The sequence below is a fragment of the Mucilaginibacter sp. cycad4 genome (assembly GCF_034263275.1).
GTDB lineage: Bacteria > Bacteroidota > Bacteroidia > Sphingobacteriales > Sphingobacteriaceae > Mucilaginibacter.
Map to the genome: position 1 here is coordinate 1839150 of NZ_CP139559.1, position 14388 is coordinate 1853537.

Annotated in this window: 6 protein-coding genes; 3 read left to right on the forward strand and 3 right to left on the reverse strand. The window is 43.0% G+C overall.

The window, feature by feature from the left end; genetic code table 11:
• Positions 1-115: 115 nt before the first annotated feature.
• Positions 116-1126, reverse strand: a complete 1011-nt coding sequence (locus SNE26_RS07525; RefSeq protein WP_321558746.1) for a cytochrome d ubiquinol oxidase subunit II — start codon at positions 1124-1126, stop codon at positions 116-118.
• Between the two features lie 2 nt (positions 1127-1128).
• Complete coding sequence (locus SNE26_RS07530) at positions 1129-2445, reverse strand: cytochrome ubiquinol oxidase subunit I (RefSeq protein WP_321558747.1); 1317 nt, start codon at positions 2443-2445, stop codon at positions 1129-1131.
• A gap of 738 nt (positions 2446-3183) precedes the next feature.
• Between SNE26_RS07530 and SNE26_RS07535 the strand changes: the two genes are divergently transcribed.
• Positions 3184-7368 carry a two-component regulator propeller domain-containing protein gene (locus tag SNE26_RS07535; RefSeq protein WP_321558748.1) on the forward strand — a complete coding sequence of 1395 codons (4185 nt, stop codon included), beginning with the start codon at positions 3184-3186 and terminating at the stop codon, positions 7366-7368.
• Between the two features lie 34 nt (positions 7369-7402).
• Here the strand turns inward: SNE26_RS07535 and SNE26_RS07540 are convergent, their stop codons facing one another.
• Positions 7403-8296 (reverse strand): sialate O-acetylesterase, encoded by an 894-nt coding sequence (locus tag SNE26_RS07540; RefSeq protein WP_321558749.1) that lies wholly within the window; start codon positions 8294-8296, stop codon positions 7403-7405.
• Between the two features lie 1277 nt (positions 8297-9573).
• On the opposite strand from SNE26_RS07540, the gene SNE26_RS07545 reads away from it, so the two are divergent.
• Positions 9574-12756 (forward strand): TonB-dependent receptor, encoded by a 3183-nt coding sequence (locus tag SNE26_RS07545; RefSeq protein WP_321558750.1) that lies wholly within the window; start codon positions 9574-9576, stop codon positions 12754-12756.
• 24 nt (positions 12757-12780) lie between these two features.
• Positions 12781-14340: a RagB/SusD family nutrient uptake outer membrane protein gene (locus tag SNE26_RS07550; protein ID WP_321558751.1), complete on the forward strand. Its 1560-nt coding sequence runs from the start codon at positions 12781-12783 to the stop codon at positions 14338-14340.
• Positions 14341-14388 lie beyond the last annotated feature (48 nt).

Below are 14388 nucleotides of genomic sequence, written 5' to 3' on the forward strand. Positions count from 1 at the left end.
CAAATGTAATATTTGACAGCACTTTTTTATCATTAGAACCGTGATGCGTTTGATTTCACGATTGACCTGATTTAACATACGATATCATGAAATCCTGAAATCAAGCGCATCATGGTTAAGTTCTCTTCTTAAACGCGTAATACAAATACCCCAGCGCCGGCAGTATAAACAAACTGCCCACCAACAAACCGATCCCCAGATCATCGATACTGTTACTATTTGCATGTTCGCTAAGTAAGGACATGGAACTGCCATCCTTAAAAATGACAAACCTCGGGAAGCGCGAAAACCCTACCGATATCAATATCATACACACCTGGAAAGCGGCAAGCACCCTGATCCATTGCCTGTTGCGGCGGTGTGATATAATCAGGTAAAGTACTGCCAATGAAATGGTTGCGGCAATTACCGCAACTAAGCTTACAGGGTTGCCAAAAATCCAGTTAGCCAGTTGAACATGCTCAAAATGAGAAGCTAAGAACACCAGTGCGCCACATATCACGGCGGCAATGTTCATGATCTTTGCTTTGCGGATGTAGCGTTTAATTTCGTCTACATCCTCCGTTTCGCCTACTATGTAAATAGCGGCAAGGAAGCCGCAAAGCGCCACGGTAAAAAAGCCAACGGAGACCGAAAACCAGTTGAACCAGCTAAAGATGTAAGCATGCAGAAAATCAGTTGCCTTAGGATCAATTTGCCCTGATAAAGCGCTGCCGGCAATAATGCCTAAAAACAAAGGCGTAACAAAACTTGAATAAACAAATATGTGGGTATAAAATGCCTGTGTTTTTTCGTCCTTAATAGCATCATAATTACGGAACGAAAAGGCAGTGCCCCGGGCAATTACACCAAGCAGCATCACCAGTAACGGGATATGCAGGTAAATACACATTTCGCTGTAAATAACCGGGAAGCCCACAAACAGTACCACTACAGTAATGATAAGCCACATGTGGTTTGCTTCCCAAATAGGGCCGATGGCCTGGTACATGATCTTGCGGGTACGGTGCTTGTTATCTGTAGATGTGAAAAGTTCAATTATACCTGCACCAAAATCGGCCCCGCCTAATAAAAAGTAGAGGGTGATAGCCGCAAAAAGGAAAAGGATTACAATATATAGCATCATGGTCAGGCGGTTTTAGGGTCATACAATTCAGGCACCATCTGGATCTGTCTTTTTAGTAAAAATATAACAGCCACACTTAGTGTAAAATAAATAAAGCTGAACAGGTAAAAAGAATATTGGATGCCGGGCATTGGGGTAACAGCCTCGCTGGTACGCATAACCCCTTGTATTATCCAGGGCTGGCGACCAACCTCGGTAACTGTCCAACCGGCTTCAAGGGCTATAAAACCCAGCGGAGTAGCCCAAATAAAAGTTTTTAGAAACCAGGCTTTGGAAAGCAGATCCTTCTTTTTCCAGAGCTCGTAGAAATAAATGATCCCTATCAGCATCATTAAAACGCCTATACCCACCATAATCTGGAAAGCATAATGCGTAACGGCTACCGGTGGCTGGTTTTTAACAGGGATCTTATCCAATCCGTTTACCTGCGTTTTAAAGTTGTCGTGCACCAAAAAGCTTAATAAACCGGGAATTTCCAAGCCATAATTTACTTTTTTAGCCGCGGTATCAGGAATACCACCTATAACCAATGGTGCGTATTTCTGGGTATGAAAATAAGCTTCCATTGCCGCCAGTTTCGCTGGCTGGCGTTTAGCTGCGTTTTTGGCAGATAGATCACCGCTGAAAGGTTGCAATATAGCTGCGGCCGCACCGAAAATGATGGCTATTTTAAAAGCCTTAGTATGGAAAGCGATATTCTTTTTACGGTAGATCATGAGTGCATGTATACCTGCCACAGCAAAACCTGTGGCCGAAAAAGCCGCAATGGTCATGTGCAGCGATTCGGAAAACCAGGCTTTATTAAACATGGCCTTTACAGGATCGATATTGATGTACTGGCCGTTCACAAAATCGAACCCGGAGGGGCTGTTCATCCATGAATTGGCTGATACTACCAGGATGCCCGATGCTATACCGCTAAGTCCAACAATGACCCCGGCTGTCCAATGCACCCAATTGTTCAGCCGGTTCCAACCGTAAAGGAACAGGCCAAGTGCTATCGCTTCGATAAAAAATGCTACACCTTCAAGCGAAAATGGCATGCCAAAGATAGGTCCGGCGTGTTTCATGAAGCCCGGCCAAAGCAATCCGAGCTCAAATGAAAGCATAGTACCGGATACTGCGCCGGTAGCAAAAAATATAGCCACGCCCTTGCTCCAGGCAACAGTGATGTTTTTATAAACGGGATCCTGCGTTTTTATCCATTTGAAATGCGATATGGCCATAAAAACAGGCATCACCATACCAATACAGGAGTATATGATATGAAAACCTAAGGATAAGGCCATTTGAGATCTGGCCGCTAAAAAATCATCCATACGTGTTATACTTAAATAATGGTTGAAATTAAAGCTTAATGTAACAAATCTGTAACTAAATGCTTATCGATATTGAATTTAAAATATATTTTTATTGGGAAAAAGTTGGATTAGTAGTGATTATTTAGTAACAACTTGAGCCGTAAAGCCAATAAGGCAAGTAAACGTTTGGGTTTCATAATTGAATATTGAGGTTTATAAATTGCGGATGTAGTAAGTGCCGGGGATGTTTTAATGCTACAAAACGCCCGGACAGTGATAAATGATTAAATTGTGATTAATTGTTTTTATTACACATATTTGAGTGGTTGTTTTCGTTTGACTTTTGCCAGGCCTGTTTCCGTTGTTTATAAAAAAAGCAGATACGCGATGAAATCTTATGAATAATTTATAATGGCTATCCTGTTATTTTATGCAGCTTTTTTTAATATAAAAGTATTTTTATACCAAAAACAAGGCAAGCAGTTTTTACCATAATTTTACAACGTTTGTCAATGGCGGGCCTGGCGATATCGTCGCCGCAAACTGGTCGATATGCACTTTTATACAATAATTACCGATACAATTGAACCAGTGTGTTATTTCTTTGAACAAAAGTTTGCCTGTTTCATCGTCACAAAATGTAAATTTGGATAATGATGTTGTTCGAAAACATCAACCATACCAATTTTAAAACCATAGTTCATCAACAATTTTTTCCTGTGGGTTACCGCGCCGGAAATTAGTAACCTGTTTGTTATGATGCATTCTGTACCCGATTTGTGTATACGCAGAAAGATTAATATGGTGCTGGCCGGCACTGTGCGTGTTATACTTACGTTAGTCGTTTTAGCCGGGCCCTGTTTCCAGGCACATGCTCAAAAGCCTAACTTGAAATTTACCGCCTTAACCACCAGGCAGGGATTAATGGGTAACGCCGTGAACGCAATAGTGAAGGATCATAACGGGATGATGTGGATAGGCACATCAGAAAGCCTGAACAGGTACGACGGAAAGAGGTTTAAAGTTTATCCGCTGGGTGCCAAAAGACAGGTAGAGCCAGGTTCCAATGAAATAAGCAGTATCAGTATGGACCGTACCGGCACGCTATGGGTAGGCACTATCGGTTTTGGGTTGTATTATTACGATAAGGCGGCAGATGACTTCAAAAGCTTTAGTTCGGCCTTAAAAGGGCAGCGTTTAAGCCAGGGGGTTATTACCGCTGTTTGTGCAAATGACGAAGGCGCTATTTGGGTGGGGACGGTAAATGGCCTTGATGTGATCAGTCCCGATCGTAAGCATATCAGTCATTTTGAAACCGGGACAGACAAATCAGGGCAGATCCCGGTTAAAAGCATGGGCTATATTTTTCAGGATAGTTACAGCAGGATGTGGGTTTGCACCAATGCAGGTTTGTATTTATATGATGATACGCATAAGCGCTTTAAAGCCTTTCGCCATCAAAAAAATGATCTCCGCAGTTTACCTTCGGATGTTGTAATGACGGTTTCGCAGGATAAAGCGGGCAATTTGTGGGTAGGTACATCAAATGGCTTAAGCCGCCTGGCGAAGGATGGTGAACACTTTATCAATTATTGCTATAATGATAAGGATGAGCAGTCGTTATGCGGTGACATTGTTTACAGCATTGCTGCGGATGATAAAGACCACATTTGGGTTGGTACAGAAGGCGGTCTGAATGTTATGGATATCAACACAGGTCAATCCATTCGTTACCGCCATGACCCGCGCGATCCGTATAGTCTTAACAGTAAATCCATCCGCAGCATTTATATCGATCCTAAAGGCATTTATTGGGTTGGTACGTATATGGGCGGTATAAATAAATACGACAAAAACCTCACTTTGTTTAATTATGTGCAACCTACCGAGTTAGACCCTTATGGTTTACGTGCGCCAATCGTATCATCTTTCGCGCAAAAAAATGATAATGAATTATACGTCGGGACGGACGGCGGCGGGCTTAGCATTTTCAACAACAAAACCAACCGTTTCACTCATATTATTATCAAACCGAAGGAAAAAATAAACTCGGCGGGCCTGCCTGTTCTGGCTATGCTGCTGGACCATAAAAAACAGCTTTGGATAGGAACATTTGGCCACGGGCTTTTTAAGTTCAATACCACAAACAATGCCTATACACAATTCACCGGCGGTACCGGAAAGCTAAACATCAGTCAAAATAACATTTTTTGCTTTAAGGAAGACCGCTCTGGTAATGTATGGATAGGTACCAACGGCGCCGGTATTGATATTTTTGACGCGAAGGCTGATAGTTTCCGCAGATTTCAACCTTCCTTTGTGGCGGTAAGAGGTTATAAGTTGCCATCAAATGGCTATATCAGAGCGTTTGAAGAGGATAAAGACGGCAATATGTGGGTTGGATCATATGGTACCGGCATCGCTATTTATAACCCCGATACCAAATTGTTCGATACGTTAAATCCAACCAATACAGGCCTTCCCATTGCAGAGGTTTTATCCTTAAAAAGAGATGCTAACGGGAATATGTGGATAGGTACTAATGGTGACGGCCTTTTCTTGTACGATCATCGGCTTAAAAAAATAACTGCGTTTAAATACAATAACCAGTTGCCGAACGGTGTAATTTGTAAAATTTTGCAGGATAAAACGAATAATATATGGTTCAGTACAAACCAGGGGATTGGAAGAATTGATCCTGCTGATCAGAAACTTTATGTTTATTGTAACGATAACGGACTTCAGAACAATGTTTTTCTAAATGGATCGGGTATTATTGCCGCAGATGGTACACTTTACTTTGGCGGGGTAGACGGGTTCAATTATTTTAAGGGATCAGATGTAAGGCTTAATAAAAACCTGCCGCCGGTTGTATTAACTACCCTGAGTATAGATAATAAACGTATTTCGCCCAACCGCGATAACCCCCTGCCTGTTAATATCAGTGAGGCAAAAGAAATCACCATTAAGTATAAGCAAGACATCTCCATAAACTTTGTGGCGCTTAATTATACGCTGCCGCAGCAAAATCACTATGCTTACATTTTAGAAGGATTTAGTAATACCTGGAAAAATGCGGGCACATCAACAACGGCCAGTTATACCAACCTTGATCCGGGAGAGTATACGTTCAGGGTGCGGGCATCTAATAACGATGGAAAATGGAATAATACCGGCACATCCTTGAAAATTATAGTGAAGCCGCCTTTTTGGATGACCATATATGCTTATGTGCTGTATGTTTTGCTGGCCTTTGGCGTGTTGTTGCTCATCCGCAGGCAAGGGGTTAAAAAGCTTAAAAAGAAACTGCACGATGAGCAGGAACGTAAAGCCGCCGAAGCCCGTCATGAACTGGATGAAATGAAAATTAAGTTTTTAACCAACCTGAGCCATGAATTCCGAACACCGATATCTTTGATAATGGCGCCGGTTGATAAGCTTCTTGAGCAGCCTAACAGCGGGCCCGTTACCGAACAATTAGGCGTTATTAAAAGAAACTCGCGCAGGCTGCTTAACCTGGTTAACCAATTGCTTGATTTCAGAAAGCTTGAAGAGAATGAGCTTAAGTTGAATTTGGTTGAAGGAGAATTTATTTCTTTCGTTCGCGAAGTTGCCGATTCGTTTTACGATCTGGCGAGTAGAAAAAAGATCGTTACGGCATTTAAAACCGCCGGCGAAAGGTTATTTGTAAAATTTGATCATGATAAGGTTGAGCGGATATTATTTAACCTGCTATCCAACGCGTTTAAATTTACCATGCCCGGCGGGCAAATTACTGTTGAAGTTACCGCTCCTGTTATTTCGGAAGATGGTAATTCATACCAATTGGGTATTTCGGTTTCGGACACAGGTACGGGCATAGCACCCGGGCAGGTTGGCCATGTTTTTGACAGGTTTTATCAGGCAGATGCCCAGCCTGCCATACTTAACCAGGGAAGCGGGATAGGCTTATCCATAACACGTGAGCTTGTACAGTTGCACGGCGGCGAGATCGGTGTGAAAAGTGAACCGGGTAAAGGTTCAATATTTTCGTTAACAATTTCATTGCCTGTGATTAATTTATCGGAGACGGCAATATTTGATCAAAGCACACCGAAGGCAGCCCCCGGCGTTACCGACGATGACAAAGACAGGAAACCCAAGACGACAGCTATACCGGGTGCTAACCGGCTCCATGTGCTGGTTATTGAAGATAATGATGAAATGAGGCAATACCTGTCCGAAAGCCTGGCCGTAACATACAAAGTGTCGGAGGCGGCTAATGGCCGTGAGGGGTGGCACAAAGCACTTGCCGTACATCCCGACCTGATAGTTAGTGATATCAGCATGCCCTATATGGATGGGATCCAGCTAAGCTGTAAACTTCGGGCTGATAAAAGGACCAGCCATATACCCATCATTTTGTTAACCGCAATGACCAGCCAGAAGGAGCAACTTGCAGGGCTGGAACTTGGCGTAAACGATTACCTGACCAAGCCATTTAACTTCGATATCCTGAATATTAAGATCAAAAACCTGCTTCATTTAAACACGTCGCTTAAAGAAACCTATCAGAAAAAGATAAAAGTTATCCCTGCAGACATGGATATCGAATCCTCGTCAGAGCGGTTTATTAAAGACGTAGTGATATATATTGAGAAAAACATCAACAACCCTAAATTTTCAGTCGAAGAGATCAGCCATCACTTTAGTATGAGCAGGGGATCGTTCTATAGCAAGATCACCGAACTAACCGGCGAGCCGCCTGTGGAATTTATCCGCTCCATAAAGCTGGATAAGGCATCTATACTGCTGGAAAAAACCGACCTGACCATTGCCGAGATCGCTTACTCCATTGGTTTTTCAACGCCGCATTACTTTACCAAATCATTCAAGGCAAAATATAATGTTCTGCCATCCGAGTACCGGGTGAAAAAGGGAAGCGTTAAGAGTGTGGCATAGGAGAACCAGTTTTATGGCTAATGCAGACGGGCCATCACCTGCCTGTATTGTCTGTTGGCCCGGCAGTCGTGGGATTGGTGGTAGCTTGCTGTTTGTAACCCAATAAGCTTAACATTTTCTGCCCATATCGTGCGCCTAAGCTCCGGTAGCCCTCAGCAGTGAAGTGCAGTTTATCCGGTGCGGCCGGACAGCCGGCTGAACTGATCACATAAGCATTGGGGATAATTTCGGGGAGTTTATCAATTATACGGTTCATAGCAGCGCACTTGCCGCCCTGGTCTTCGTTAACAAGCTGTCCCGCCAGCAACGGAACTCTTCTGGCCTTCAGGCGAAGATCTTTTAATAGCATGTCATAAATGCTTTTTACTTTTAGTGTCCAAAGCGTATCATTTGGGTTAGATTCGCCCTGGTGCAGTAAGATGCCTTTAATCACACCGGATTTTTGAGCCAGTTTAGCCATCTCTACCAAATGGCCGTAGGGATTGCCGCCGTATTCGTTAATCATGTTCACCATCCAGGAGGGTGCGGTGGCTGCATAGTCCTTATAGCTGTCTTTCTGGAATAATTCAATTTTACAACCAGCTACCGATACGTTCACAATACCAACTGTTACATCAGGGGGCAGGGTGGCAATCAGGGTACGGCCGAAGTAGTCGGCAGGGGTGAGGCCGGTATTGCAGCGTGCCAGTGGTGGTACGGCTGTGTACCAGTTGCCTTTGGTGCGTTTAAGGTTAGGGCAGTCCACAGTTTCCAATACCTGTAAACGCGGACCAACAACAGTATCCTGTGGCTGTATGCGGGCATTGCCTTCCATATTTGACTGGCCGAAGCACAAAAAAATGTAAAACTTTTTGTTTTGGGCAGAGGCTGTGCTAATACTTAAAACACTGATTACCAATAGGGAAATAGAAAGTTGTTTTGTCTTCATTTTATCTTTTTGAGGCTTTTATAGCCGATAAATAGCCCGGCCGCCACTCAATAAAAATACCTGAACCATCAGATATGGTATTACAACAATTGTTGAAAGTGTTATAACAGTTGTTGATGCCGTTTTTGTTATTGCCTGCAAAGAATAGCGGTAAGTTGGGAATAAAGGAGCAATTGTTCGTTTAGTAAACCAATGTGTTAACTTTTTCAACATGCGTGTCATTTAAAGTTTACAGTCCTCAATACTTTTGATTACAAAAGGTGTAATCGTGAACTATATAACCTTAAACAAAGTTTACTAATATGATCAATAATTATTTGCGTCAATGCGTGAATGCTTTATCAAGTGTCATAAACAAGAATAATTACCTCACCTTTATTACTTTTCTTTTTTTAAAATTGGTTGTAAGGACAGCGCGAGGCTGTCCTTATTTGTTTTCCTAAGCAGTTCCGCTTTACATGGCTAAATATTTATTGTTTCTATCGCTATAAATCAACAAAATTTATTGTTTAACAATGTCCCAACATGGTGTTTTTAGCAGATTTCGCAATCGATTGTTTTCGATTGTGAATCATCCCCAAATTAACAAACCGTTACCAGGTTTTGATAAAGAAAAACACTAATCCCTAACTTATTTTTTATTTTTTATTTTTATTTAATTAGTTGTAAATCAATATATAATAGTTTTTAACTAATCAGATACTTTTGATTGGATTACTTCTTTTATTTGATCAGGCAGCTGTTGTAACCCTGAAAGAAAACTTTGTTCAGCGAGACCGGCTTAAACAAATGTTGTAAGATTAAGATAAATACTGCGCTACCTGCCCAACCGCGAAAGATAATTTTACCCCTGTTATTACAAGCTGCCTTTAGCGGCTGTAACAAAAAGTACTGTTGGCATTACAACGTACGGATTACCAATTATAAACATGTTGACCAATAATGGAGCATTCGTGGCATTTGTGTTTGCTGCCCGGATCCGGTGTGGGATACCGTTTGAATTTGAAAATTAATAACACCTAAATATCAATTATCAATTATCAATCAATCAACAAGAAAATTATGAAAAGACAAAAAAGAGATTTTCAGATCCGGGATAAGTACGGAACAGCTAACCGGCAGGTTTCGTCGTTCATTTAAATCCGGTAGTTACCATTAAGGTGACATCTGGATAATTTTAGGCATTTGCAGCTTAAACGATGCCGGTAAATGTTGCGCTGAGAGCAAATCAGGCCAACGTTTTCCCCATCGAATCGAAAATTTTAAACCTTAATAACATGAAGTATTCTTTACAAAAAATTTATAATAACAGGTGGCGTTACGCTACGCTCATCTTAACCGGATGTGCGCTCGCAATGCCGTCGGTGTCAATTGCACATAACAGCGGTTCATCAGGCGGCATTACCATTAACAAAAATGGTGCTTTGAAAATGAAGCCCGCCTTCAACGTTTCGGGCAAAGTTACTGATGAGGATAACCAACCCCTGCCCGGCGTAGCGGTTTCCATAAAAGGCACAACACAAGGCGTAACAACTGATGCCAGCGGTAACTTTAAAATAGCAGTGCCCGGAAATTCGGCGGTGCTCCTGTTCAAGTTAATCGGCTTTGCCCAGCAAGAGATCACGGTTACCAATGGTGCCGAGCTAAAAGTGCAAATGAAAAAAGATACTAAGAACCTGGAGGAAGTTGTAGTGGTTGGTTACGGATCGCAAAAACGTGCTAAGGTAACAGGGGCAGTATCATCGGTTAGCGGTAAAACGCTGGCATCATTACCAGTGGGCGGTATTGAAGGTTTACAAGGCCGTGTGGCCGGCCTTACCGTTACCAGTAACGGCAGTCCGGGAACGGGAGCCATTATTTCATTGCGCGGTATAAGTTCCGTGAATTATGGATCTGATCCTTTGTATATTGTGGATGGTTATCCTGGCAGTCTTACGGGCGTTGATATTAAAGATATCCAAAGTATCGACGTTTTGAAAGATGCCAGTGCCGCGGCAATCTATGGTTCCCGGGGTACAAATGGTGTTATCATCATAACCACCAAAAAAGGTAACAATAATAGCCGGACAGAGGTTACTATCGACTCATATTATGGCATACAAAACGTTATCAAAAAATATGACCTGCTTAATACCCAGCAATACCTGCAATATGAACGCGCGCTTAACGGTTCAGCCGGCATAGCCTTACCGCCACGCCTGCAGCCAGAAAACTTTAATAAGCCAATTTATGCAGGTAGCTCTCAAACCTTTGCCCAAACCAATACCAACTGGCAGGATGCTTATTTCAGAAGTAACGCACCTATACAGCAGCACAATGTGGCATTGAGCGGCGGTAACGCTGTAACGCGCTTTTATACTTCGGCAAATTACTTTGATCAGCAGGGTATTGCCCAGGGCTTGAGCGCCTACCACAAGGCAATTCGTGTTAACGCCGATCATACGATCAGCAAGTTCCTGTCGTTTGGCGAAACATTCAACGCCACCGTTAATCATCAGCTTTACGGCGTAGACGCGGGTAACCGTACTGCTATAACAAATGTTGTCAGGATGCAGCCATATCTGCCAATCTACAATCCAAATAACGCCGGCGGGTTCATGGGGCCGCAAAACAGCTTCGATGGTTCGGATCCAACCAACCCGATTGAAGCAGCCAAACTGATCAATAATACCAATCACGGTTTCACCATCCATGGTAATGCTTACGCAACGTTAAAGTTTGCTTCATGGCTTAACTTTAAATCAATTTATGGTATTGATTACGGCACCAACAAAAACAATACCTACACGCCTATTTATAATGACGGTGGTACTTCAAGTTCGCCAACTGCGGTTATTAATTACACCAGGGGATCCACCACCACGCAGTTGTTCTCGCAACAGCTCACTTTCGATAAAACCTTCGGCAACCAGCATCACGTTAATGCTGTTTTAGTTTACGAAGCCCAAAGTTCGCGCGGCGATAACCAGATTTCATCGGGTAACCAAAATACCAACACGGTGAAAACACTAAATGGCGCGACTAATCTTTTCACTAATTATACCTACGGGACCAACCTCCTTGTTTCAGAAGTTGCCCGCGTTGGGTATGATTTTGAAGGCAAATATCTGATATCAGGCTCTATACGCCGCGACGGTTTATCAGTATTTGCGCCGGGGCACAAACATGAAAGTTTCCCTGCCGCGTCGTTAGGCTGGAAGGTTGACCAGGAAGATTTCATGAAGGGGCTCAAATCCGTATCTTCATTAAAACTAAGGGCCGGCTATGGTGTAACAGGTATTAACGGAACCGTGTTGGGAAATTATCCTTATTTGCAACCTATATCGTCTAATATTGCTACCTATCCATTCAACGGTTCTTTAGCCGATCTCGGAAACGCCTCATTTTACAGTGGTTTAAGTAACCCCAATCTGTCGTGGGAAACAACCAAACAAACCAACATCGGTTTAGATCTGGGCTTATTCCAGGATGCCTTTACTTTGGCCGCTGAGGTGTATACCAGGAAAACAGATAATCTTTTATTAACCGTACCTACACCGCCCAGCTTTGGTTTTAATGGCGCCGGAACTTTAGCTAATGTTGGGTCGATGCGTAACCGTGGTTTTGAGATCACTTTAGGTTACCATAAAACCAAAGGCGAATTTAAGTACGATATTACCGGAAACTTTTCCCTGAACAGAAACAAGGTTTTAACACTTAATACTGCTAACGCTTCTATTACTGCTGGTGGCGATGCTGACTATGGCGGTGGGAACCCTTTAACCAACACAGTAGTTGGGCAGCCTGTTCAATCTTTTTATGGTCTTATTGTCGACGGGATTTTTCAAAACGCAGCCGAGGTTGCTAATTCGCCCACGCAAACAGGAGCGGCTCCGGGCGATATCAAATTCAGGGACGTAAACCACGATGGTGTTGTCAATGATGCCGATCGTACCTTTATAGGCAGCTACCTGCCTAAATTCACCTATTCATTAAACTACAGCGCATCCTATAAAAATTTCGATGCAGTGGTGTTTTTTCAGGGTGTTTATGGCAATAAGATATTCAATGCTGAAAGGATTATTCTTGAGGGCATGCCAAGGCTTTTTAACGCGGGTACTAATGTTTTAAACGCATGGACACCTACAAATACCGGTACTAATGTTCCGCGTGCCTTCTCAGGCGACCCAAATGGCAATAAAAGGCCTTCAACAAGGTGGATTGAAAGTGGCTCATATCTGCGCATTAAAAACATGCAGATCGGTTATAATTTCCCTGCATCATGGTTAAGGGCAAAAACAGACAACGCGCTTAACAGGCTAAGGATTTATGTGGCATCAACCAATCTTTTAACGTTTACTAAATATAAAGGCCTTGATCCCGAAATCGGTTCACGTAATGGTACGCTAACAAACGGTATTGATTACGGCCAGTATCCGCAGCCAAGAGTAGTTCAACTGGGTTTGCAGGCAACCTTTTAACGATTAATTTAAAAAGATACAGCGATGAAAACTAAAAAAATATACCTGTGGTCGGCCCTTACAGCTATTATCGTAACGGCAACAGTGAATTCCTGCAAAAAGGGGTCCCTTAATACCAGCGACCCAAATAACGTAACAACAGACCAATATTATAAAACCAGCGCTCAGTTAACCAATGGAGTAAACGCTATTTACGTTGCTATCCATTCCTTAGGACTTGTGTCAAGAGAGTGGTTTTTTATTCACGACCTTAGGAGTGATGAAGTTGCAGCAGGCGGCGGACAGCTTGAAGCTCCAAGAGGACAGATGCTTAATGGCAATGCCGACCCCGCTAACTCGGTATTGAACTCAGTGTGGAATACATGGTACACAGCGATTTTTAGAGCGAATGTGGTTATTCAAAACGGACCAACCGTAACAGATAATACTGCCTTACGCGACAGACTGGTTGGCGAAGCTAAATTTTTGCGTGCCTGGGCTTATTTTGACCTTGTTTCGCAATGGGGAGGGGTACCGCTTCATACAGTACCTGTTAAAACTCCCAGTGATTTTCAGCCACGAGCCTCTGAAGCTGAAGTTTATGCTTTGATTGTCAAAGATCTTCAGGACGCCGCAGCTGTTCTGCCTGAAAAAACCGGTACTGATAAAGGCCGGGCAACTGCTTCGGCAGCAAATGCTATGCTGGGTCGTGTGTTGATGCAAACAGGCGATTACGCCGGAGCAAAGGCCGCGCTTTTAAAAATCCCAACAACTGGTGCAAATGGTTATACCCTTACTGCCAGGTACCTTGACAACTTTGAGGAGGAGACCGAATTCAACAGCGAATCTATCTTCGAGATCGTATTTGTTGATAAAGGTGATAGCGGCTTTAACTGGGGGGGCGACAGCCCTACCGAAGCACAATCCACCGTACGTAACCAGGAATATAACCCAATTGCCTGGAGAAACCTTATCCCTTCAAATAAATTAATTAACGAGTTTGAGAATACTGCTACAGGAGCTACCAAATCTGATCCAAGGTTCCACTACACCTGTTATCAATCGGGCGATGTCTATAACAAAGGTACATCGGTGCTTACAGATGGCGACCAGAACGGCAACTCATCGGTGATGAACGGCGTTACCAAAAAGATCAGCTTCCGTAAGTTCATGATCATTTACAAAGAAGGCCTACCAGCAGCAAGTTTCCATCCGGGCGGCAACAATCAGCGCATTATTCGTTATGCCGAGGTTTTATTGATGCTGGCCGAGTGCGAAAACGAGTTGGGCAATACCGCAGCTGCAGTTAATTACCTCAATATGTTACGTGCACGTGCAGATGTGGCCATGCCGCCTTACCCAACCGCTCAATATCCGGTTGGCTCAAAGGCCGATATTGTAAAAGCCATTATGCATGAAAAAATGGTGGAAATGGGTTGTGAGGAAGTAAGGAATATCGACATCCTTCGCTGGAGGAAAAAGCAATATTTCACCACCGATCCGTTTCCTTATTTCAAAAAAGGAAGGGATGAACTATTGCCAATTCCTCAGGCCGAACTGGATAACAACCCTAAGGTAAACGGACATCAAAATCCTGGTTATTAATACTTAACTTGTTTATATATAGCAGTTAAAAGTATAGACTTTCGGACT